18 protein-coding genes are annotated in these 22297 nt (G+C 71.3%); 8 read left to right on the forward strand and 10 right to left on the reverse strand.

What is annotated here, in order from left to right; all coding sequences use genetic code 11:
• Positions 1–23 precede the first annotated feature (23 nt).
• The gene (locus tag IPZ69_RS11865; RefSeq protein ID WP_374293235.1) at positions 24–1688 is read left to right on the forward strand and encodes a DUF6895 family protein; all 1665 of its coding nucleotides are present in this window, start codon (positions 24–26) and stop codon (positions 1686–1688) included.
• On the opposite strand, the gene IPZ69_RS11870 is transcribed toward IPZ69_RS11865, so the two are convergent.
• The 3 genes from IPZ69_RS11870 to IPZ69_RS11880 all read right to left on the reverse strand — a co-directional run bounded on the left by IPZ69_RS11870 (position 1685) and on the right by IPZ69_RS11880 (position 5913).
• Complete coding sequence (locus IPZ69_RS11870; protein ID WP_235454031.1) at positions 1685–2272, reverse strand: hypothetical protein; 588 nt, start codon at positions 2270–2272, stop codon at positions 1685–1687. The two genes, IPZ69_RS11865 and IPZ69_RS11870, sit on opposite strands and share 4 nt — an antisense overlap.
• A 116-nt stretch (positions 2273–2388) precedes the next feature.
• A complete protein-coding gene (locus IPZ69_RS11875; RefSeq protein WP_235454032.1) occupies positions 2389–4974 on the reverse strand; it encodes a bifunctional FO biosynthesis protein CofGH in 2586 nt (861 codons plus the stop codon).
• A 69-nt stretch (positions 4975–5043) separates the two neighbouring features.
• Positions 5044–5913: an LLM class F420-dependent oxidoreductase gene (locus tag IPZ69_RS11880; RefSeq protein ID WP_235454033.1), complete on the reverse strand. Its 870-nt coding sequence runs from the start codon at positions 5911–5913 to the stop codon at positions 5044–5046.
• A 65-nt stretch (positions 5914–5978) separates the two neighbouring features.
• Between IPZ69_RS11880 and IPZ69_RS11885 the strand changes: the two genes are divergently transcribed.
• Both IPZ69_RS11885 and IPZ69_RS11890 read left to right on the forward strand, forming a co-directional pair.
• Positions 5979–7475, forward strand: coding sequence for a CehA/McbA family metallohydrolase (locus IPZ69_RS11885; protein WP_268834492.1), 1497 nt, complete (start codon positions 5979–5981; stop codon positions 7473–7475).
• A 120-nt stretch (positions 7476–7595) separates the two neighbouring features.
• The gene (locus tag IPZ69_RS11890) at positions 7596–7991 is read left to right on the forward strand and encodes a nitroreductase/quinone reductase family protein (RefSeq protein WP_235454035.1); all 396 of its coding nucleotides are present in this window, start codon (positions 7596–7598) and stop codon (positions 7989–7991) included.
• Between the two features lie 3 nt (positions 7992–7994).
• On the opposite strand, the gene IPZ69_RS11895 is transcribed toward IPZ69_RS11890, so the two are convergent.
• The 6 genes from IPZ69_RS11895 to IPZ69_RS11920 all read right to left on the reverse strand — a co-directional run bounded on the left by IPZ69_RS11895 (position 7995) and on the right by IPZ69_RS11920 (position 15387).
• Entirely contained in the window at positions 7995–9455 is a 1461-nt protein-coding gene (locus IPZ69_RS11895; RefSeq protein ID WP_235454036.1) for an aldehyde dehydrogenase family protein, read from the reverse strand.
• A complete protein-coding gene (locus tag IPZ69_RS11900) occupies positions 9452–11182 on the reverse strand; it encodes an N-acyl-D-amino-acid deacylase family protein (protein ID WP_235454037.1) in 1731 nt (576 codons plus the stop codon). Before IPZ69_RS11900 ends, IPZ69_RS11895 begins: the two co-directional genes overlap by 4 nt.
• 41 nt (positions 11183–11223) lie before the next feature.
• The gene (locus IPZ69_RS11905) at positions 11224–12342 is read right to left on the reverse strand and encodes an LLM class flavin-dependent oxidoreductase (protein ID WP_268834481.1); all 1119 of its coding nucleotides are present in this window, start codon (positions 12340–12342) and stop codon (positions 11224–11226) included.
• 113 nt (positions 12343–12455) lie between these two features.
• Positions 12456–13226 carry an SDR family NAD(P)-dependent oxidoreductase gene (locus IPZ69_RS11910; RefSeq protein ID WP_235454039.1) on the reverse strand — a complete coding sequence of 257 codons (771 nt, stop codon included), beginning with the start codon at positions 13224–13226 and terminating at the stop codon, positions 12456–12458.
• 8 nt (positions 13227–13234) lie between these two features.
• A complete protein-coding gene (locus IPZ69_RS11915; protein ID WP_235454040.1) occupies positions 13235–14158 on the reverse strand; it encodes an LLM class F420-dependent oxidoreductase in 924 nt (307 codons plus the stop codon).
• On the reverse strand, positions 14155–15387 hold the full coding sequence (locus IPZ69_RS11920) for an amidohydrolase family protein (protein ID WP_235454041.1): 1233 nt from the start codon (positions 15385–15387) through the stop codon (positions 14155–14157). Before IPZ69_RS11920 ends, IPZ69_RS11915 begins: the two co-directional genes overlap by 4 nt.
• 208 nt (positions 15388–15595) lie before the next feature.
• On the opposite strand from IPZ69_RS11920, the gene IPZ69_RS11925 reads away from it, so the two are divergent.
• Positions 15596–18544: an AfsR/SARP family transcriptional regulator gene (locus IPZ69_RS11925; RefSeq protein ID WP_235454042.1), complete on the forward strand. Its 2949-nt coding sequence runs from the start codon at positions 15596–15598 to the stop codon at positions 18542–18544.
• Positions 18545–18747: 203 nt separating this feature from the next.
• Complete coding sequence (locus IPZ69_RS11930; protein WP_235454043.1) at positions 18748–18933, forward strand: sigma-like protein; 186 nt, start codon at positions 18748–18750, stop codon at positions 18931–18933.
• Between the two features lie 148 nt (positions 18934–19081).
• On the opposite strand, the gene IPZ69_RS47380 is transcribed toward IPZ69_RS11930, so the two are convergent.
• The gene (locus IPZ69_RS47380) at positions 19082–19711 is read right to left on the reverse strand and encodes an ATP-binding protein (RefSeq protein ID WP_308407447.1); all 630 of its coding nucleotides are present in this window, start codon (positions 19709–19711) and stop codon (positions 19082–19084) included.
• A gap of 119 nt (positions 19712–19830) precedes the next feature.
• On the opposite strand from IPZ69_RS47380, the gene IPZ69_RS11940 reads away from it, so the two are divergent.
• The 3 genes from IPZ69_RS11940 to IPZ69_RS11950 all read left to right on the forward strand — a co-directional run bounded on the left by IPZ69_RS11940 (position 19831) and on the right by IPZ69_RS11950 (position 22001).
• Positions 19831–20682 carry a helix-turn-helix domain-containing protein gene (locus IPZ69_RS11940; protein ID WP_235454044.1) on the forward strand — a complete coding sequence of 284 codons (852 nt, stop codon included), beginning with the start codon at positions 19831–19833 and terminating at the stop codon, positions 20680–20682.
• Entirely contained in the window at positions 20663–20869 is a 207-nt protein-coding gene (locus IPZ69_RS11945; protein ID WP_235454045.1) for a DUF397 domain-containing protein, read from the forward strand. Before IPZ69_RS11940 ends, IPZ69_RS11945 begins: the two co-directional genes overlap by 20 nt.
• A gap of 172 nt (positions 20870–21041) precedes the next feature.
• Positions 21042–22001 carry a hypothetical protein gene (locus IPZ69_RS11950; protein ID WP_235454046.1) on the forward strand — a complete coding sequence of 320 codons (960 nt, stop codon included), beginning with the start codon at positions 21042–21044 and terminating at the stop codon, positions 21999–22001.
• The last annotated feature ends 296 nt before the right edge of the window (positions 22002–22297 follow it).

A 22297-nucleotide genomic window follows, 5' to 3' on the forward strand; every position in this document is an offset into this window, starting at 1 on the left:
GGTGACTGCCGGGAGGCTCGACCATGAAAACTGAGGAACCCGGCGTCCGGTCATCTCGAAGGCGCGCGGTGGAAAGCCAGGCGGTAGCATGGCTCACTGCGCGCCGGGCCATGCTGGATCCACGCCGATCCCAGCCAAACACCGTCCTGTTCACCCGCAAAGCCCTCATCGAAACGGCTTTTCTCGTAGGGCTGCGCGCACGCCTCGACGACGCGCCTCTCGACGGTGATTACGCCGCCCTGCTCGACCAGGTCGCGGACATCGCCGGTGCACCCTCGTACCGGGAGATGGTGGCGCGGGACGAACAAGCCCTCCTCCTCTACGCGGGCACCTACGCCGCGCTGCGGCTCTGCGGTCACGAGGACCCCGAATTCCGGCGCATCATCAGGCAAGCCGTGGACGGCGGCTACGCGGCGTCGTTCGAGCGGATCCCGTACCGGCAACTCGACCTGCTCCACACGCTGTTTCTCTGCGGCATCGAGCACGACCTCCCGGCGATGGACACGGTCCTGCCGTTCACCCTGCTGTGCCGTAACCCGAACGTCCTCAAATTGGCCGACCGCGACGTCTACGCCATCACCCACACCCTGTTCTACGTCACCGACTTCGGCCTGCGAGAGCCCGTCTGGCCCTCCGGCTACGACACCGGTACAGCCGTCGAACTCCTGGAAGCACTCCTCGTCCTGGCCGAGGCCCGCGCGAATGCCGACCTCGTCGGGGAACTCCTGTGCTGTCTGTACTGCCTCGGCGTGGACGACTCGGAAGCGGCCGACCGGGCCTGGGAGTTCCTGGAATCCGTCCAGGAGGCGAACGGCCGGGTCAACGGCCCCGAAGGCATCGTGCACCCCGAAGTCGACCAGGGCAATGAGGAGTTCCGGCACTGGGCCGAGGGCTATCACACCACCGTCGTCGCCGCCCTGGCCGGACTGCTGAGCCGCAGCCCCCTACGGCTCACCCGGCCACGCCCCGCCACGCCGGCCACCGAAGCCGCCCTGAAACCGGCCCTGCGGCGCGCCGTGACGTGGCTGTGCGAGCAGAGCCGGGTGCAGGACCCGCGCCTGGGCCTGGCCGGTGTCACGGCCGCCGCCCTCGGCGCCGCCGCGCTCGAAGAGCAGCACCTCGCCGCACCGGCCCTCGAACGCTACGCGGCACTCCTCGCCTACGCACCCCCTGCTCTCTGGCAGGAACAGGGCATGGAGGTGGCCGGAGAATTCGCCCTGGCCCTGCGCGCGACGGGCGCCGACTGCCCGTCCCTGAACGACTTCCTCAAGGCCACGGCCGACGCCGTCGGTTCACTCGGCACGGTCCCCGAGGACGTCGCGGACGGCGTACGCAGGCTGGCGGACCTCGGGTTCCTGCCCCCGGCGGACGCGGCGGCGCTGCCCCGGCAGTCACGGCCGCACGAGCCGCGCGGCTACCCTCCGCAGATCGCGCTCACCCTGTGCGAAGGCATCGAGACCTACCACCTCGGCCGACTCGCGGCAGCCGTCCGCGACCTCGGCCAGAACGGCTGGGCACGGCACCGCATCACTCAGGACGCCCTCGCCTTCCTCCTCGCCCAGCAGAGCCCCACCGGCACGTTCGGCTACCCCGCGGACGACGACCAGCAGGCACGCACGCGTGCCCAGCACTCCTGGACCAGAAGCGCCGTAGCGGCCCTCGCCGCCACCGTCGTCGTGAGCACCTAGCGGACGACCCGCACCTTGGTGTTCGGCTCCGTGCCGAAGGTCCACAGCGCCGTGCCGTCCTCCTTGTGCATACGGATGCCGGCGGTCTGCTTGCCGTCCGCGGCGGGCGGCGGGGACGAGCCGTCGACCGCGTTGGAGAAGGCGACCGACAGGCCCGACTTCGCGGCGAAGTACAGGATGTGCTCGATCTGGACGCCGTCGGAGCCGGTGGTGGACGCCAGGGTCTTGGAGATCGTGAAGGTGCCGGGGTCGGGGCTCACCGATCCCGGCCACACGGTGAAGGAGCGGGTGGCCTTGTCGCTCGCGTCGACCAGCCACACCCGCTTCTGCCCGAGCGAGTAGACGACTCGGCGGCCCGTGCCCGAGGCGTCCGGCACCGCGGGGGCGGCGGGCGTCTTCGGCTTCGTCTTGGGCTTCGCGTGGGCGGACCCGTTCGCGCCCGCGGACGCGGAGGCGCTCGGCCGGACGGCCGCGGCCGTCGGGTGCGGCCCCTTGTCGGCCTGGAGGGCGAGCGCGACGACGGCCACGGTCGCCCCCGCCGTCAGGCCGGTGACCCAAACCCACGAGGGCAGTCGGGCAGGCACGGGCACGCATCTCCTCAGCTATGGGTCCCCATCGCACGGGTGTCGGATCATCGTACCGGCCCCCTTCGGCGCCCCCTCTGCCCCAGCCCCTCCGCCCCGACCCTCCGCCCCGGCCCTCAGTCCAGGACCGGCAGCAGCTCCGGCAGGTGGCCGTCCGAGGCCGCCGCCGCCCGCTGCCGTTCCTCCGAGACCTCGCCGTACAGCGTGGAACGGGGCCGGGCCGGGCGGCCCGCCGCCTCGGCGACCGCGATCAGGTCCTTGACCGACTTGTACGAGCCGTAGGACGAGCCCGCCATGCGGGAGATCGTCTCCTCCATGAGCGTGCCACCCAGGTCGTTCGCGCCGGAGCGGAGCATCTCCGCCGCACCCTCCGTGCCCAGCTTCACCCAGCTTGTCTGGATATTGGGGATGTGCGGGTGCAGGAGCAGCCGGGCCATCGCCGTCACCGCCCGGTTGTCCCGGGTCGTCGGGCCCGGGCGCGCGATGCCCGCCAGGTAGACGGGGGCGTTCGTGTGGATGAAGGGAAGCGTCACGAACTCGGTGAAACCGCCGGTGCGCTGCTGGATGCCGGCGAGGGTGCGCAGATGCCCGAGCCAGTGGCGGGGCTGGTCCACGTGGCCGTACATCATCGTCGAGGACGAGCGGATGCCCAGCTCGTGCGCCGCCGTGATCACCTCGATCCAGGTGGCCGTCGGCAGCTTGCCCTTGGTCAGCACCCAGCGGACCTCGTCGTCGAGGATCTCCGCCGCCGTGCCCGGGATGGAGTCGAGGCCCGCCTCCTTGGCCGCCGTCAGCCACTCGCGCACGGGCATGCCGGTACGGGTCGCGCCGTTGACCACCTCCATCGGCGAGAAGGCGTGCACATGCATACCGGGGACCCGCTCCTTGACCGCCCGGGCGATGTCGAAGTAGGCCGTGCCCGGCAGGTCCGGGTGGATGCCGCCCTGCATGCACACCTCGACCGCGCCCACCTCCCAGGCCTGCTCGGCCCGGTCCGCGACCTGCTCCAGGGAGAGGGTGTACGCGTCGGCGTCCGTGCGGCGCTGCGCGAACGCGCAGAAGCGGCAGCCGGTGTAGCAGACGTTGGTGAAGTTGATGTTGCGGGTGACGATGTACGTCACGTCGTCGCCGACGGCCGCCCGGCGCACGTCGTCCGCGATCCGCGTCAGCGCGTCCAGCGCCGGGCCGTCCGCGTGGAACAGGGCCAGCGCCTCGTCGTCCGTCAACTTCGTCGGGTCGTCCGCCGCGGTCGCCAGGGCCGCGCGGACGTCCGTGTCGATCCGCTGCGGCGCGAGGCCGGGGGCGGCCGCCTCCCGCAGGGCGCCCCAGTCGCCGTACACCTCGTCGAAGTCGTCGCGCCGGTCGGCCGTACGGCCCTCGGTGTCGATGGTGCGGTGCAGGTCGGTGCGGCCCGCGGCGACGAACACCTCCTCCGGCTCCTGCCAGGGGTGACCCTCGACGACCGCGTCCGGCCGGGCCAGGCCGGTCTGCGGGTCGGCGAGCGCGGCGACGTGCGGGCGCAGCCGCGGGTCCAGCCAGGGCTCGCCGCGGGTGACGAACTCCGGGTACACGCACAGGCGTTCGCGCAGCTCGAAGCCGGCCGCGCGGGAGCGTGCGGTGAGTTCCTCGATCTGCGGCCAGGGACGCTCGGGGTTGACGTGGTCGATGGTGAGCGGGGAGACGCCGCCCCAGTCGTCGATGCCGGCGCCGATGAGCCCCTCGTACTCGGCGTCGACGAGGTTCGGCGGGGCCTGCAGACAGGCGGCCGGTCCCATGATGTGCCGGGCCACCGCCACCGTGGCGACCAGCTCGTCGAGTTCGGCGTCCGGCATGCCGCGCATCGCCGTGTCCGGCTTGGCGCGGAAGTTCTGGATGATCAGCTCCTGGATGCCGTGGTAGGACCGCGACACCTTGCGCAGCGCGAACAGCGACTCGGCGCGCTCCTCGTACGTCTCGCCGATACCGATCAGGAGCCCCGAGGTGAAGGGGACGGAGGAGCGGCCCGCGTCCTCCAGCACGCGCAGGCGTACGGCGGGTTCCTTGTCCGGGGAGCCGTGGTGCGGGCCGCCGGGCTCCGACCACAGGCGGGTCGCCGTCGTCTCCAGCATCATGCCCATGGACGGGGCCACGGGCTTGAGCCGCTGGAAGTCGGTCCAGGACATGACGCCCGGGTTGAGATGGGGCAGGAGTCCCGTCTCCTCCAGGATCCGTACGGAGATGGCGCGGACGTAGGCGATGGTGTCGTCGTAGCCGTGCGCGTCGAGCCATTCGCGGGCCTCGGGCCAGCGGTCCTCGGGCTTGTCGCCGAGGGTGATGAGGGCTTCCTTGCAGCCGAGGGCCGCGCCCTTGCGGGCGATGTCGAGGACCTCGTCCGGGGACATGAACATCCCGTGCCCGGCGCGGCGCAGCTTGCCGGGGACGGTGACGAAGGTGCAGTAGTGGCACTTGTCCCGGCACAGCCGGGTGAGGGGGATGAAGACGCTCTTCGAGTACGTGATGACACCGGGCCGGCCGGCCGCCTCCAGGCCCGCGTCCCGCACCCGGGCGGCCGACGCGGCGAGGTCCTCGAGGGCCTCGCCGCGCGCCTGGAGCAGCACCGCCGCCTCGGACACGTCGAGGGCGACGCCGTCCCGGGCGCGTTTGAGGGCGCGACGCATGGAGTTCTCGGTCGGGCCGGTTCCGGAGGTCGCGGAAGTCGTCATTCTTTGAGCATACGTTCGGGCTGATCAGGACAAAGAGATGCCGCCGCATTCGCCCGCGGCCGCCGTTCGTTACACGATGTCACTGGATCCGCCGGGCAGATAAGGGGCGTACCGGTCGAGCACGCGCAGCACCTCGGCCTCGCCGGCGGGCGGCAGTTGCACCACGACCTCCTCGATGCCGAGCTCCGTGTAGTGGGCGAGCTTGCCGGGCGAGGGCTGGACGGCGTACGGCACCACCTGCAGGGCGGCCGCGTCGCGCCCCGCGTCCGCCCACACGGAGCGCAGCACGGGCAGCGACTCGGCCAGCCCGTGCCCGCCGATCGGCAGCCACCCGTCGGCGTACTCCGCGATATGCGCGAACAGCTTGGGCCCGGCGGCCCCGCCGACCAGGGTGCGGGGGCCGACGACCGGTCCCCTGGGCTTCTGCGCGGGCTTAGGATGCGCGTGGCTGGCCCGCACGCTCCCGAACTCCCCCTCGTAGGCGGTGGGTTCGTCCGCCCACAGGGCCCGCATGAGGGCCATGCGGTCGCGGACGAGTTCGCGCCGGGTGCGCCAGTCCACACCGTGGTCGGCGGCCTCCTCGACGTTCCAGCCGAAGCCGAGGCCGAGGGTGAACCGTCCGCCGGAGAGGTGGTCCAGGGTCGCGATCTGCTTGGCGAGGGCGATCGGGTCGTGCTGGGCGACGAGCGTGATGCCGGTGCCGAGGCCCAGCCGCTCGGTGACCGCCGCCGCCTGTCCCAGCGCGACGAAGGGGTCGAGGGTACGGCCGTACTCGCGCGGCAGCTCGCCGCCGGCCGGGTACGGAGTGGTCCGCTCGACCGGGATGTGGGTGTGCTCGGGCAGATACAGCCCGGCGAATCCGCGCTCCTCCAGCTCACGCGCGAGCCGGACGGGGGCGATGGTCTCGTCGGAGAGGAAGATCGTGACGGCGATACGCATGACCCAGGTGTACCCGCGTCGGCCACAACTGTCCATACCGACCAGTCGGCACAAATCGCCGCCCTCTGTCGGTCGCCGCCCCGCGCGCCTACGTTGGAGGCGTGAGCTTCGCGGCGGAGCACGGACAGGGCCCGCGGGACGGGCCGCGGCAGGAGACCCGGACGGTGCGCGGCACCCTGCCGCCCGGCGCCCCCGACTTCGTGTACGTCCCCGTCGAAGTCCCCTCCGGCGTACGGGAGATCAGGGTCTCGTACACCTACGACAGGCCGTCCGTCCCGGCCGGCACCCCGGGCAACGCGCTCGACATCGGCATCTTCGACCAGCACGGCACCGAACTCGGCGGCCACGGCTTCAGGGGCTGGTCGGGCGGCGCCCGCACGGAGTTCTTCCTGCGCGCCGACGAGGCGACCCCGGGCTACCTCCCCGGCCCGCTGCGAGAAGGCACCTGGCACATCGCCCTCGGCCCCTACACGGTGGCGCCGCGGGGCGTCTCGTACGAGCTGACGATCACCCTGACGTACGGGGAGCCGGGCGAGACCCCCACCCCGGTGTACCCGCCCGACCGGGCGCGGGGCCGGGGCCGAGCCTGGTACCGGGGCGACTGCCACCTGCACTCCTGGCACTCCGACGGCCGCCGCACCCCGGACGCGATCGCGGCGCTGGCGCGCGCGGCGGGCCTGGACTTCCTCAACACCTCGGAGCACAACACGCACGCCTCGCACGCGCACTGGGCCGCCGCCGCGGGCGAGGACCTGCTGATCCTGCTGGGCGAGGAGGTCACGACCAGGAACGGCCACGTGCTCGCCCTCGGCACCGCCCCCGGCACCTTCGTCGACTGGCGCTACCGGGCACGCGACAACCGCTTCGGCCGCTTCGCCCGGCAGATCCACCGGGCCGGCGGACTGGTCGTCCCCGCCCACCCGTACGCCACCTGTGTCGGCTGCGGCTGGCGGTTCGGCTTCGCGGAGGCGGACGCGGTGGAGGTGTGGAACGGCCCGTTCACCCCCGACGACGAGGTGGCGCTGGCCGCATGGGACGCGCGGCTGGTGGCCGCCGTGCACGCGGCGGGCCGGACGCCCTGGCTCCCGGCGATGGGCAACAGCGACGCCCACCGCGACCCGGACGTCGTCGGCCACCCCCAGACCGTCGTCCTCGCCGACGACCTGACCAAAGAGGCGATCCTCGACGGCATCCGGGCCGGCCGCTCGTACGTGGCCGAGTCGAGGAAGGTGGAGCTGGCGTTCACGGCGAGAGCGGACGACGGCCGAACGGCGGACATCGGCGGCCGCCTGGAGACGGAATCGGACACACCGGTGACGGTCCGCCTGGAGGTCTCCGGCGCCCCGCGCTGCACGGTCCGCCTCGTGACGGATCAGGGCACCCTCCTGACCGGCGAACCGCTGCCGGTGACCGGCACGGGCGTGGTCGAGTGGCGTACGACTCCGGCGTACGCGGCCTACGTACGCGCGGAACTGCGCCACGAGACGGCGGCGGGGCCTGTCCCGGGGGTGCCGGCGGCCCTCACGAACCCGATCTTCCTGGGGCGGCGGACCGACCACTGACCGGCGGCACGGAGCCGGCGCACCGCGCCGCCGCGCCGCCGGGACGGCGCCGGGCCGAAGGACGGTCACGGGCGTACCGTCCCCTCGACGGAACCCATCGACGCGGGAGGCCACGAGTCCATGTCCCGATACGCCGACCTGAAGCACCGGGCGGTCACCGCCTTCCAGCGCCGTGTCGGCAACCCCGTGCTGCGCCGGATCCCGCTGCAGACGGTGCTGGAGACCACCGGCCGCCGGTCCGGCCTGCCCCGGCAGACCCCGGTGGGCGGCCGGCGGATCGGCGACTCCTTCTGGCTGGTCTCCGAGTTCGGGCACCGGTCCCAGTACGTCCGCAACATCGAGGCCGACCCCGCCGTCCGCGTCCGCATCCGGGGCCGCTGGCACAGCGGCACCGCGCATCTCCTGCCCGACGACGACGCCGTGGCCCGCCTGCGCCACCTGCCCCGAATGAACAGCACGGCGGTACGGGCACTCGGCACCGACCTGCTCACGGTGCGGGTGGATCTGACGGGGTGACCCTCACCCCGGCCACACGATCGCCTGCACCTCGCCGTACGCGTGCAGGGCGTAGGACCCGACGTCCCGGCCCACCCCGCTCTTCTTGAACCCCCCGAAGGGCGCCTCCATGTTGCGGCCGACGGTGTTGATGCCGACCCCTCCCGCCCGCAGTCGCCGGGCCACCCGGAAGGCCTTCGCCACGTCCGCCGACCACACGTAGTCGATGAGGCCGTAGTCGGAGTCGTTGGCCAGGACGACGGCCTCTTCCTCCTCGTCGAAGGGGATCACCGAGACGACCGGGCCGAAGATCTCCTCCCGCGCCACGCGCATGTCGTTCGTGCAGTCGGCGAGCAGGGTGGGCGCTGCGTAGAAACCCCGGTCTAGGGCCGGGCGTTCGCCGCCCGCCACCACCGTCGCGCCCTCCTTGCGGGCCAGTTCGACGTACGCCTCCACCCGGTCCCGGTGCGCGGCCGAGATCACCGGCCCCACCACCGTCTCCGGCTCCCTCGGATCCCCCACCTTCAACCGGTCCACGTACCGGGCCAGTTGCCCGACCAGCTGCTCGTACACGCCCCGCTGCGCCAGCACCCGCGTCGGCGCCGTGCAGATCTGCCCGCTGTAGAAGGAGAACGTCGTCCCGATCCCGGCCACCGCCGAGGCGAGGTCCGCGTCGTCGAAGACGACCGCCGCGCCCTTGCCGCCGAGCTCCATCAGCTGCCGCTTCATGCCCCGCCCGCACACCTCGGCGATGCGCTGCCCGACCGCCGTGGAGCCGGTGAAGCTCACCATGTCGACGTCCGGGGAGTCGACGGCCGCCTCGCCCACCCCGACCGCCCGGCCGGAGACCACGTTCACCACGCCCGGCGGCACGCCCGCCGCCTCCAGCGCCTCCGCCATCCGGTACACCGACAACGGGTCCTGCGGGGCCGGCTTGACCACCACCGTGTTGCCCATCGCCAGCGCCGGGGCGACCTTTCCCGCCGGGTTCGCCCAGGGGTTGTTGTAGGAGGTGATGCAGGTGACCACGCCGACCGGCTGGCGTATCGCCAGGGCGCCCATCACCCCCGCCCGGCCCATCGGGCCCGCCTCGTTGATCTGCGGCGCGATCGGCCACTCCGCCGGCTCGACCCGCGCGTAGCGGCGGAAGCGGGCCGCCGCCACCCCCACCTGCATGCCGCGCGCCGTCCCCGTCGTGGCGCCGGTCTCCGCCCGGGCCAGGTCCGCGTACGGCACCAGGTGGCCGCGGATGATGTCGGCGGCCCGGCCGAGGACGGCCGCCCGTTCCTCCGGAGTCCTGCGGGACCACGGGCCGAAGGCCTCGCGGGCCGCGGCGCAGGCCGCGCGCACCTGGTCCCGCGAGGCCTCCGGCGCCCAGCCGACGGTCTCCTCGGTCGCCGGGTCCACGACCTCGTAGTGACCGTCGTCGGGCTCCGTCCACGTCCCGCCGATGAACAGCCGCTGCCCGTCGGACGAGGGGTTCACCTGGTGCTCACCGTCCTCGTGTCCCGGCCGGAGCGCAGCACCCTGCCGGGTACGGCCCCGCTCACCACGTCGCCGCGGATCGCCTCGACCCCGTTGACCCACACGGCCCGTATGCCGATCGGCCGGGAGTCCAGCCGCGGGCTGTCACCCGGCAGGTCGTGCACCAGGGTGGCCTGGCCCGCGTCGATCCGCTCCGGGTCGAACAGCACCAGGTCCGCATGCCAGCCCTCCCGGATCCGGCCGCGCTCGCGCAGCCCGAACAGCCGCGCGGGGTCGTCCGTCAGCATCTTCACCGCCTGTTCGAGGCCGACCAGTTTCCGGCCGCGCAGGCAGTCCCCGATGAAGCGGGTCGTGTACGGCGCTCCGCACATGCGGTCCAGGTGCGCGCCCGCGTCCGACCCGCCGAGCAGGACGTCCTCGTGCTGCCAGGTGTCCGCCCGCAGCGTCCACGACGCCGGGTCGTTGTCGGTCGGCATGGGCCACAGCACCGTACGCAGCTCGTCGGCCGCGCAGATCTCCACGAGGCACTCGAACGGGTCCTGCCCCCGTTCCCCGGCGATGTCCCTGACCACCCGGCCGCGCAGCCCGGCGTTCGCCTCGCTGTAGGTGTCACCGATGACGTACCGGCCGAAGTTGGCCAGCCGCCGGAAGACGCCCGCCTCCTTCGACTCGGCGCGCCGGAGCATCTCGGCCCGCACCTCGGGGTCACGGAGTTTCGCCATCCGCTCGGGGACCGGGAGGCCGAGGATCGGCCCCCACCCGGGGATGAGGTTCAGGGCGCAGAACGTGCCGAGGGACATGTTCATCGGCGTGAGGATCGGCATGGTGAGGGCGACGATCCGGCCGCCGGCCTTGCGGGCCCGCTCGCTCGCCGTCAGCTGCCGGGGCACCCGCTCCGGGACGGCCGCGTCGACCGTCAGGACGTTCCAGTTCAGGGGGCGTCCGGCGGCCGCGCTCATCTCCACGAACAGGTCGATCTCCGCGTCGCTGAACTGGTCCAGGCAGCCCGCGACGATCGCCTCGATCTGGGTGCCCTCGTGCTCCCCGACGGCCTTCGACAGGGCCAGCAGCTCGCCGGGGAGCGCGTGCCGCGAGGCCACCGGCTGCCCGTCGCCGTCCGAGTGGGTGGTGGACTGGGTCGTGGAGAGACCCCACGCGCCCGCGTCCATCGCCTCGTGGAAGATCCGCAGCATCTCGGCGAGCTGCTCCCGCGTCGGCTGTCCGCCCACCGCGTCCGGCCCCATCACGTACCGCCGCAGCGCGCAGTGCCCCACCATGAAGCCCGCGTTGACGGCGATCCGCCCCTCAAGCGCGTCCAGGTACTCCCCGAACGTGTTCCAGGACCAGGGCGCCCCCTCCTCCAGAGCGACCAGGGACATGCCCTCCACCTTGGACATCATGCGGCGGGTGTAGTCGGCGTCCTCGGGCCGGTCCGGATTCAGGGGCGCGAGGGTGAACCCGCAGTTCCCGGCCGCGACCGTGGTGACGCCGTGGTCCAGCGACGGAGTGGCGTACGGGTCCCAGAACAACTGGGCGTCGTAGTGGGTGTGCGGGTCGACGAACCCGGGCGCGAGCACGAGCCCGGCGGCGTCCTCACTGGTACGGGACTCCTCGGTGACGGTTCCGATGACAGCGATCCGACCGTCACGGATGCCGACGTCGGCGGTGAAGGCGGGCGCGCCCGTCCCGTCGACGACGGTCGCGCCTTTGATGACGTGATCGAGCATGGGGTGTTCCCTTTCCGGCTCCAGGACTGAAAGGGGCGCGATTACACGGCACCCCGGAACCGCGTCGTCCGATGAACAGGATCCGTGTCGATCTTCGGAATCACGTGCTCACCGATCAGCCGGATCGTCTGCAGCGTCTCCTCCTTCGGCACCCCCACCGGCAGCCCGAAGCTCAACTGGTCCGCACCGGCCTGCTCCCACCGCTTGCACTGGCGGAGCACCTCGTCGGGGTCGCCGCAGATCAGCAGCTCCTCCTCGATCAGCAGCTCCACGAACTCCGGCGTGTACTCGGGCAGCGTCTCCGGCCACACCGGGAAGCCCTCGGGGCGCGGGAAGGTGTCGTGGTAGCGGAAGACCAGCGACGGCAGGTAGTGCAGCCCGCCGCCGACCGCGATGCGGATCGCCTCGTCGTGCGTGGGCGCGCAGATCGCCGTGGTCGTCACCATCACGTTGTCGTTGACGTAGTCACCGATCGGCTCGGCGTTCACGATGGCGGTCTTGTACTGCTCCAGCACCCACTCCATGTCGGAGACCTTCTGGATGCTGAAGCCGAGCACGCCGAGGCCCTTGCGCGCGGCCATGGCGTACGACGGCGGCGACCCGGCCGCGTACCACATCGCCGGGTGCGAGGAGCCGTACGGCTTGGGCAGGATCTTGCGGGGCGGCAGCTGCCAGTGCTTGCCCTGGAAGCCGACGTACTCGTCCTGCGTCCACATCTTCGGGAACTCGGCGATGGTCTCTTCCCAGATCTCCTTGGTGTAGTTCATGTCGGTGATGCCGGGAAGGAAGCCGAGGATCTCGTGCGAGCCGGCGCCCCGTCCGCTGCCGAACTCGAAGCGGTTCTCGGTGAGGTGGTCGAGCATGGCGACCTTCTCGGCCACCTTCACCGGATGGTTCACCTGCGCCAGGGGGTTGAAGATCCCGGATCCCAGGTGGATGCGTTCCGTGGCGTGGGCCAGGTAGCCGAGGAAGACGTCGTTGGCGGAGAGGTGCGAGTACTCCTCAAGGAAGTGGTGCTCGGACGCCCAGGCGTACTTGAAACCGGACTTGTCCGCCTGGATGACGTACTCGGTCTCCTCCATCAACGCCTTGTGCTCGGCCAGCGGGTCGGTCTCGGCGCGCTTGCCCACGTATCCCTGTACAAAGAGCCCGAATTCCAAGGCGGTTCACCGTCCTGAGTCTTCGTGGTGTCGTTTCTTTCTGACGTACCGTCAGATTCTCTGCCGCCCGACTGTTGCACCGCCCGCATGCACCGTCAATAGCTGACGGCCAGTCAGATCACCGAGACGCCCGCCAGCCAGCCCCCGTCGATCACGAAGGGCTGCCCGGTGATGTAGGAGGAGTCCTCCGAGGTGAGGAACAGCGCCAGGCGGGCCACCTCCTCCGGGCGGCCGATCCGGCCGAGCGGCACGAGCTTGCGGTACAGCTCGTCCAGGGCGCGGGTCATCTCCTCGGGATCCGCGCCCGGATCCAGGCGGGCCGGGTTGGCCATCGCGGTGTCGATGGCACCCGGGCAGACGGCGTTGACCCGGATCCGCCGGGCGGCCAGCTCCAGGGCGGCGACCCGGGTGAGCCCGAGGACGGCGTGCTTGGTCGCCGCGTACGTCCCGACGGCCGCCATACCGGTCAGTGCCGTGTACGAGGCCGTGTTGACGATCGTGCCGCCGTCCGCCATCTCGGGCGCGGCCGTCTTCATGCCCAGGAAGCAGCCGACCTGGTTGACCTGGACGACCTGCATGAACTCGTCGAGGGGCGTGTCCACGAGGGAGTTGAAGCGCAGGATGCCCGCGTTGTTGACCAGGCCGTCCAGCCGGCCGTACGCCCGCTTGGTGGCGGCGAGGGCGGCCCGCCAGTCCTCTTCCCGGCCCACGTCGAGGTGGACGTACAGCGCGCCCAGCTCCTCGGCGAGGGCCCGGCCCTGCTCGTCGAGCACATCGGCCACGACGACCGACGCGCCCTCCGCGACGAACAGCCGCGCCTCCTGCTCGCCCTGCCCGCGCGCCGCGCCCGTGACGACCACGACGCGTCCGTCCAGCTTGCCCATGGCTCTCCCTAGTCGAGGCGGGGCGCGACCTCGGCCCCGAAGGCGGTCATCTGGTCCATGAGTTCGGTGCGGCCGCGGCAGCGGAACCGCACCTGGATCTGGTGCACGCCCATCGCCCGGTAGGCGCGCAGCGACTCGGCGAGGGCGTCGGGGGTGCCGCTGAGGGTGCGGCGGCCGACGTCCCAGGCGGGCGAGCCGACGTACAGCGGCTCGGTGATGGCCCCGACGGTGAGGGGGGCCTCGATGCCGGCCCGCTCGCGGAGCTCCCTCAGCCGGGCGATCTGGGCGGGCAGCCGGTCCCGCGGGTCCCCCTGCGGCAGCCAGCCGTCGCCCTTGAGGGCGGCCCGGCGTACGGCGGCGGGCGAGGAGCCGCCGACCCAGAGGGGCACATGGGCCTGGGCGGGGCGGGGCCGCTGCCCGAGCCCCTCGAAGTCGAACCGCTTCCCGTGGTGCTCGGGGAACTCCTCCGGCCCGAGCGCCGCCCTCAGCGCGTCGATCGTCTCGTCGAGCACGGCCCCGCGCTGCTCGAAGTCCACCCCGAGCACCCCGAACTCCTCCGCCACGTGCCCGGCGCCGACCCCGAGGAGCAGGCGGCCGCCGGAGAGGTGGTCGAGGGTGGCGTACTGCTTGGCCGTGAGGAGCGGGTGCCTCAGCCCGACGACGGCGACATGGCTCAGCAGCCGGACGCGCTCGGTGACGGCGGCCAGGTGGGCGAGGGTGGCGACCGGGTCGTACCAGACCGTGCTCATGGCCGGGGCCAGACGGCGCGGGATGGCGACGTGGTCGCAGCAGGCGACGTAGTCGAACCCGGCGCCGTCGGCACAGCGGGCGACCTCGACCAGGTCGGCGGGGCCGGCGGAGGCTTCCCAGGGCTCCGTGTAGAGGGTGCTCTGGGACTGGACGGGGAGCTGGATGCCGTAGGCGAGGGTCACCGGGGCCCCTCCCACAGGCCGGCGTCCGAGAGCCCCAGCAGCTCGATGGCGTTGCCCCGCACGATCCGCTCGACGACGTCCGCCGGCAGGTGCCCCATCTGGGCCTCGCCGACCTCCTTGGACTTCGGCCAGGTGGAGTCGGAGTGCGGGTAGTCGGTCTCGTACAGCACGTTTTTGACGCCGATGGAGTCGAGGTTGCGCAGTCCGAAGGCGTCGTCGAAGAAGCAGCCGTAGACGTGGTCGGCGAACAGCTCGGACGGCGGCCGATGGACCTTGTCCGCGACCCCGCCCCAGCCGCGGTTCTCCTCCCAGACCACGTCGGCGCGCTCCAGGATGTACGGGATCCAGCCGATCTGCCCCTCCGCGTACATGACCTTGAGGTTCGGGAAGCGCTCGAACTTCCCGCTCATCAGCCAGTCCACCATCGAGAAGCAGCAGTTGGCGAAGGTGATCGTGGAGCCGACGGCGGGCGGGGCGTCGGCCGAGGTGGAGGGCATACGGCTGCTGGAGCCGATGTGCATGGCGACGACGGTGCCGGTCTCGTCGCAGGCGGCGAGGAAGGGGTCCCAGTCGTCGGTGTGCACGGAGGGCAGGCCGAGATGCGGGGGTATCTCGGAGAAGGCGACGGCGCGGACACCGCGTGCGGCGTTGCGCCGGACCTCGGCGGCGGCGAGCTCGGCGTCCCACAGCGGGATCAGGCCGAGGGGTATCAGCCGGCCACGGGCGCTGGGCCCGCACCACTCCTCCACCATCCAGTCGTTGTAGGCGCGGACGCACAGCAGGGCGAGCTCGCGGTCCTTGGCCTCGGTGAAGGTCTGGCCGCAGAAGCGGGGGAAGGTGGGGAAACACAGGGCGGACTGGACGTGGTTGACGTCCATGTCGGCGAGCCGCTGGGGCACGTCGTACGACCCCGCGCGCATCTGCTCGTACGTGATGACTTCGAGTTTGATCTCGTCCCTGCTGTAACCGACGGCGGTGTCGAGACGGGTGATCGGCCGGTGCAGATCCTCGTAGACCCACCAGTCGCCGAGCGGGCCCTCGTCGCCCGGTTTGCCCATCACGGGCTTGAACCGGCCACCGAGGAAGGTCATTTCCTTCAGGGGGGCGCGGACGATACGGGGACCTGTGTCCCGGTATTTCTTCGGGAGCCGGTCCTGCCAGACGTGCGCGGGCTCCACCGTGTGGTCGTCGACGGAGATGATCTCGGGCAGTGCTGTCCGGGTGTCCATGGCGCTCACGGTAGCGCCGATCTGACGACCCGTCAGCTATCGTGCGAGCGCCGGTGGTGACTCGATCTGTGCGCAACTGTGCGAACAGCGTGTGAGGGGCCTGTGGACTCCCGTGAGTCGGCCTGTGATCGGCGTCTCGCACGGCTGACGCATCCGCCATGAACAAGGCAAACTGACGGAGTGGTTCGGGATGTCTAGGGGGACGGGCATGGACGGTGTACCGCGGGTACCGGAGCAGCGGCGCCCCGGCTCCTCCGAGGAGTCGGCGGCGTTGCGCTTCAGCGTGCTCGGTCCGGTGCGCGCCTGGCGCGGCGAGGAACCTCTCAACACCGGCTCACCCCAGCAGCGCGCCCTGCTGGCCGCCCTGCTGCTGCGCGAGGGCCGGACGGCGACCGCCGCCGAGCTGATCGACGCCCTGTGGGGCCCCGAGCCGCCCTCGCAGGCCCTGGCGGCGGTACGGACGTACGCGTCCCGGCTGCGCAAGGTCCTCGACCCCGGGGTCCTGGTCAGCGAGTCCGGCGGCTACGCGGTACGCGGTCCGGGCGAGGGCGCCCTGGATCTGGCCGTGGCGCAGGACCTGGCCGCGGACGCGGAGAAGGCGCGCAGCGCCGGGGACCTGAGCCTCGCCCGGGACGTACTGAACCGCGCGCTGGCGCTGTGGGACGGGGAGCCGCTGGCCGGCGTCCCCGGCCCGTACGCCGACGCGCAGCGGGTCCGCCTGGAGGAATGGCGCCTGCAACTCCTCGAATCCCGCCTCGACATGGACCTGGAGCAGGGCTGCCACGCGGAGGCGGTCTCCGAGCTGACGGCCCTGACGGCGGCGCACCCGCTGCGCGAACGCCTGCGTGAGCTGCTGATGCTGGCGCTGTACCGCAGCGGGCGGCAGGCCGAGGCGCTGGCGGTGTACGCGGACACGCGGCGCCTGCTGGCCGAGGAACTCGGCGTGGACCCCCGCCCGGGGCTCAGGGAACTCCAGCAGCGCATCCTCCAGGCCGACCCGGCCCTGGCGGAACCGTCGGCCCCGGTGTCGGAGCCCGCCGTGGTGCCGGTGCGTCCGGCCCAGCTGCCCGCCACCGTCCCGGACTTCACGGGCCGCGGATCCTTCGTCTCCGAGCTGAGTGACGTACTGGCGTCCGCGGAAGGCCGGGTCATGGCCGTGTCGGCGCTCGCGGGCATCGGGGGCGTCGGCAAGACGACCCTCGCGGTGCACGTGGCCCACCAGGCACGGGCCGCCTTCCCGGACGGCCAGCTGTACGTCGACCTCCAGGGCGCGGGCCCGCGCTCGGCGGAACCGGAGACGGTACTGGGCTCCTTCCTGCGCGCACTCGGCACGGCCGACTCCGCCATCCCCGACTCCCTGGAGGAACGGGCCGCGCTGTACCGCTCAGTGCTGGACGGCCGCCGCGTCCTCGTCCTGCTGGACAACGCGAAGGACGCGGCCCAGGTACGTCCCCTGCTGCCCGGGACGGAAGGCTGCGCCGCCCTGGTGACCTCCCGCGTCCGGATGGTGGACCTGGCCGGCGCCCACCTGGTGGACCTCGACGTGATGTCCCCGGACGAGGCCCTGTCCCTCTTCACGAAGATCGTCGGCAAGGAGCGGGTGGCGAGCGAGCGGGAGGCCGCGCTGGACGTGGTGGCGGCGTGCGGCTTCCTGCCACTGGCGATCCGCATCGCCGCCTCCCGCCTGGCGGCCCGCCGCACCTGGACGGTCTCGGTCCTGGCGGCGAAGCTCGCGGACGAACGCCGCCGCCTGGACGAACTCCAGGCGGGCGACCTGGCGGTCAAGGCGACGTTCGAGCTGGGGTACGGACAGCTGGAGCCGGCCCAGGCACGGGCGTTCCGCTTGCTGGGCTTGGCCGACGGGCCGGACATGTCATTGGCGGCTGCGGCGGCGGTGCTGGACCTGCCGGTGGACGAGACCGAGGACCTGTTGGAGGCCTTGGTCGACACCTCCCTGCTGGAATCGGCGGCGCCCGGCCGCTACCGCTTCCACGATCTGGTCCGGCTCTACGCGCGTGCTTGTGCGGAAAGGGACGAACTGCCGCCGAGTGAGCGGGAGGCGGCGATGTCGCGGTTGCTGGACTTCTATTTGGCAACGGCGGCGGGGGTCTATGCGATTGAGCGGCCCGGGGATCGCATGGTCGTCCACTTGGCACCGACCTCGTACAGGGGCCTTTCGTTCACGGGGCGGGCGGAAGCCCTCGACTGGCTCTTCGCCGAGGCTCAGTGCCTACTGGCCTGTGCCAGGCAGCAGACGACCGGCAGAGGACTCGGCCGAGCCGTTGATCTGCTATGGGCCGCGAAGGATCTGGCGGAGTCGGGCGCGAACGCGAAGCAATACGAAACGGCGGCCGTGACCCTGCGGGATGCCGCGCAGATGGACACCGACGTCCGAGCGGAAAGCCGTGCCCGGACAGCGCTCTCCAATGTCCACTTGGCCGCCGGACGCTACTCCGAGGCGGACGAGGAGGCTCGCAGCGCCGTCGCCCTCGCTACCGCAGCGGGGGACGCCGCACCCATCAGCTGGGCCTCCACCGACCGGGGGATCATCGCTCTCAGCCAGGGCCGCTACGAAGAGGCCGAGGAGTTCCTCACCACGGCCAGGGACGGTTATCGAGCGGACGGGAACCGACCGGGTGAGGCCAACTCGCTGTGCAACCTGTCGCGGCTCTACGAGCGCATGAACCGCACGTCCGACGCGGTCACTTTGGCGCAGCAGGGCGTCAACATCTTTCAGCAACTCGGCCTCACCTTGCGCCTCGCAAATGGCCGCTATGCCCTTGGCGTCGCACTCATCCAAGCCGGACGGCTCTCCGAGGGCCTCGTGCAACTGACCGATGCCCTGGCGATGTTCGGGAACAACCGGCAACGCCTGTGGGAGGGGACGGCACACTTCCGCATCGCACAGCTCCACCTGGCGGCTGGGCGCCCGGCTCAGGCGGCCCAACACGCCGAGCAGGCTCTGGCGATCGGATTCATCGGCGGTGATCTAATCCGAGGCAGTGTGCTGAGCACTCTGGGCAAGAGCCTTCACGCACTGGGCCAGTTGGATCGGGCGCGGGCCTGCTGGCACGAGGCCCTGCCCCTCCTGGAACAGTCGGGAGCACCCGAGGCTACCGAAGTACGCCTCCTGCTGGCACCGCTGGACGCACCGTGAGCTCGCCGTCTACGGCGTTCATCGAACGTTTATGACCGCCTGAGAGAGTCGACTCAACGGCTCATCGCGTCGGGGGACATGAGAGCCGTACCGAGCCCACGGGGGGTGGGTCCGGCTCATGTCCTCTGTCCGGCGATACTCGGGGGAGTCGCCGGACAGAGGCATCTCACCACTTGAACATCACTCCCAGGGGGAGCCTGAACATGAGCAGCACCGAGAAGCAGACGACAGACGTCACCACGATGGAGAACCACGCTCCCGTGCCGCCGGCTCTGGACAAGACCACGGCGAAGGACACCCAGACGGCCGCTCCGTCGACCGATGAGGAGATCACCACTCTCGAGAACCACGCGCCTGTCCCGCCTGCGCTGGACCTGGGCGGCAAGTAAGCCTCAATCCCGACGGGATCGGCCGCGACGGCACGGAGGGGAGCCGCCGCGGCCGAGGCGTGTCGGGGCCGGAGGATCTCGACTGTGGGGCCGGGCCAGAGCTCGGCCCCACAGTCATGCCCTCAGCGGCATCGGACCGCTCCGTCCTTCAAGGGTTGCCGATTTCGACCCCGCCCAGTTCGCACCACAAGGTCTTGCCTCTTCCGCTCTTCCGCTCCACGCCCCACCGCAACGCCACCGCGTCGAGCAGCAGGAGCCCCCGTCCCGCCTCCGCGTCGTCCCTGGCTCGCTGCGGCACCGGGACGGCACCCGGGTCCGAGTCCGTGACCTCGACGCGAATGCGGTCGCCTTCCGTACGGGCCACCCGCACGCGCACGAGGCTGCCCTCCCCCACGTGCCGGATGACATTGGTGACGAGTTCGGTGACACAGAGTTGGACGTCGGAGCAGGGGGCTCCGAGATACCGGCGTACCGTACGACGCAGGCACGGCACCGCCTCGGGTACGGCGAGAAGATCCAGGTCCAGAGGCGGCGGACCCGGCATCCGGCCGTCCCGCCACGACAACGCCGCGGCAAGCCTTCGCGCGGTCTCGGTGTTGCAGTTGCCGAGCGCGACCAGGCCCACGGATGCCTGAGGCGCCGCCGCGAAGCTCGGCAGGTCCACTCGGAGCGAGGGCAGCGTGATGCCGTGGGCGGCGAGGGCGTCGCGCAGTCCCTCCACGCAGAGGGTCGTGTCGTAGACGCCGGAACCAGGGGAGGACGGCTGTGGTGGGGGCACGGTCGCTTACACCTTCCAGTGCGTTCTGTGACGGTTGGGTCACACCATGCCGTCGAGCCGCATAGCGTTGAAGCCGTTTCGGCTGCGCAAACACATCTGGCAAACGGCGGTGATGAGTTGTGCCCTCACGCAAGGACCCCGACGCGTCCGCGAACGTCCCCTCCTTCTACGGCGCCGAGTTGCGCTACCAACGGGAGCTGGCCGGCCTCACGCTCGAACAACTGGCGGAGGGAAGCTTCCGAGGCGTCCCGTTCCTGAGCCAGATCGAGCGGGGTGAGCGCCGCATGCCCCTGGATCTGGCCCGGCACGTCGACAAGGTGCTGAGGACGGACGGCTTTTTCGAGCGGCGCTGTGAAGATGCCCGCAGGGCACGGCAGTCGGGGCATGCGGAGTACTTCGCGGATGTGGCGGAGATGGAGCAGCATGCGGACGCCATTGAGGACTGGGCACCGATGCTGGTACCTGGGTTGTTGCAGACGGCGCCCTACACACGGGCGATCGTACGAGCCGCCATGCCCCGGGCTTCGGACGACGAGGTCGAGGAAAAGGTGAACGCCCGAATGAAGCGGGCCAAGCTCTTCGACTCGGAGAACCCGCCGAAGGTCTGGGCGATCCTCGACGAATCGCTGATCCGTCGCCCGGTCCTCCCTGGCGAGCAGATGGCGGAACTGCTGGAGCACATCGTGGAGATGGTCAAGTCCACGCACTCCATTTTGCAGATCGTCCCGGAAACCACCGCCGCACACCCGTTCATGATGGGGACGACCAAGTTCATGACCTTCTCGGAAGCGCCTCCCGTGGTGTACACCGAGGCCCTGCACAGCGGCCAACTCATCGACTATCCGGCGCTCGTGAAGCAGTATCGGGAGTCGTACGATCTGCTCAGGGCCACCGCACTGCCGCCTGAGGTGACCCTTGCGATGATCGAGGCTGCGGCAGAGGACTATCGACATGGCAAGCCACGAGATTGACCTGAGCGCCGCCCAGTGGCGCAAGAGCAGCTACAGCAACGGCACGGGCGGCGAATGCGTCGAGGTCGCCGTCTCCCACCCCGACCTGATCCCCGTCCGCGACTCGAAGAGGACGGAGCGGAACAGCCCCGTACTCCTCTTCCCCCCGACCTCCTGGACCACCTTCGTCACCTCCCTGAAGCACTGACCCCTTCCCAGGCGCAGGAATTGGCCACCCCGGGACACTCCCCAACCTCCCAAACCCACCCATTCCACCCCATCACTTGTCCCAAAGCGCCCACTCCCCGCGCCCGACCGTGGGCAGGCGGGGTTATCCACAGGCTCCACGCTCAGCGGCACGGGTCTGCGATCTTGGCGGGGTGGAGCGGATCGCATTACGGGAGTTGGCGGAGGGCGGTGTCCTCCTCACCTCGCGTGCCCTCGCGGCCGGCTGGCATCCGCGCCGGCTCAGCCGGGCCCTCCGAGCCGAGGGGTGGGCCCAGTTCCAGAACGGCATCTGGATCGAACCGGGGCGCTCCCCAAACCTGATCACCCGGCTCCGGGCTGCGCAGCTCGTCAGGCCACGGCTCGTCGTGAGCCATCGGTCGGCGGCCGCCCTCTGGCGGATCGAGACCCTCGCCCCGGCGGCCGAGGGACCGCTTGAGTGCACCGATCCGTCTCTCACCCTCCGCCGGGGAGGGGCGGGCGTGCGCGTGCACCGCATCCCCATCGCCGCGACCGAGGTGGTTGAACGGCAGGGCCTGCGGGTCACCGTTCCCGGCCGTACCCTCATCGACCTGCTCCGGGATGGGCCGAGGGACGACGCGATCGTCGCCGTGGACTCCGCTCTCGCCTACCGCACAGTCGAACGCGTCCGCCGCGCCCCGTTCACGAGGCTCGACTCGATCACCGCCGCGCTCGAAGTCCCCTCACGCGGTACGGTCAGGGCCCTCAAGTGGCTGGCACTGTGCGACCCTCGCGCAGGCTCACCGGCCGAGACCATCGCCCGCCTGCGCATGCACGACGCCGGGCTCCACCCCGAGAGCCAAGCCGAGGTACACACCCCGGACGGCCGCCGCTGCTTCATCGACTTCCTCTTCCGGGCTGCGGGCCTTGCCGTGGAGATCGAGGGGTACGCCTATCACGGCACCCGCGACTCCCACCGCCGGGACATCGCCCGCTACAACCAACTCCACCAGTGCCCGGAAGTCAGAAGGCTCCTCCGCTACAGCGCCGAGGATGTCTTCTGGCGCCCTGCCCACATGATCGGGGAGATTCGGGGTGCGTTGGCTGCGCTGACCACGCGAGAGCAAGGGGACGCGATCACTGTCCGGGGTTGAGCCAGCCCCGTGGGCTTTTCGACCGAGGGGAGGCTTCCCGGTGTCGCGTCGGCTTCAAGTGACCGTGGGGACCGCCCGCTTCTTGGTCAGTGTCGTGCTTCCGCGCCCCGAGTAAAGGGCGCTCCGCTGTCGCTGCGCGTCGCCTTCGGCGATGGCCCTACGGGCCACCCTTGACTCGGGTCGCTCCAGCCCGGGTGAGAAGCGAGCGAGCGGCCCGGAAAGACGGGTGGTTGGGCGGGGTTCACGGTCACCTGTTGGCTGCGTTCTCGTCCGGCGTTGACGGGCGCGGTCGCGGC

Source organism: Streptomyces olivochromogenes, from assembly GCF_021538895.1.
GTDB lineage: Bacteria > Actinomycetota > Actinomycetes > Streptomycetales > Streptomycetaceae > Streptomyces > Streptomyces olivochromogenes_A.

Coding starts and splice junctions, on each gene's coding strand:
- IPZ69_RS11865 (WP_374293235.1), top strand. CDS start 24: ATGAAAACTGAGGAACCCGGCGTCCGGTCATCTCGAAGGCGCGCGGTG.
- IPZ69_RS11875 (WP_235454032.1), bottom strand. CDS start 4,974: ATGACGACTTCCGCGACCTCCGGAACCGGCCCGACCGAGAACTCCATG.
- IPZ69_RS11880 (WP_235454033.1), bottom strand. CDS start 5,913: ATGCGTATCGCCGTCACGATCTTCCTCTCCGACGAGACCATCGCCCCC.
- IPZ69_RS11890 (WP_235454035.1), top strand. CDS start 7,596: ATGTCCCGATACGCCGACCTGAAGCACCGGGCGGTCACCGCCTTCCAG.
- IPZ69_RS11900 (WP_235454037.1), bottom strand. CDS start 11,182: ATGCTCGATCACGTCATCAAAGGCGCGACCGTCGTCGACGGGACGGGC.
- IPZ69_RS11910 (WP_235454039.1), bottom strand. CDS start 13,226: ATGGGCAAGCTGGACGGACGCGTCGTGGTCGTCACGGGCGCGGCGCGC.
- IPZ69_RS11920 (WP_235454041.1), bottom strand. CDS start 15,387: ATGGACACCCGGACAGCACTGCCCGAGATCATCTCCGTCGACGACCAC.
- IPZ69_RS11925 (WP_235454042.1), top strand. CDS start 15,596: ATGGACGGTGTACCGCGGGTACCGGAGCAGCGGCGCCCCGGCTCCTCC.
- IPZ69_RS11930 (WP_235454043.1), top strand. CDS start 18,748: ATGAGCAGCACCGAGAAGCAGACGACAGACGTCACCACGATGGAGAAC.
- IPZ69_RS11945 (WP_235454045.1), top strand. CDS start 20,663: ATGGCAAGCCACGAGATTGACCTGAGCGCCGCCCAGTGGCGCAAGAGC.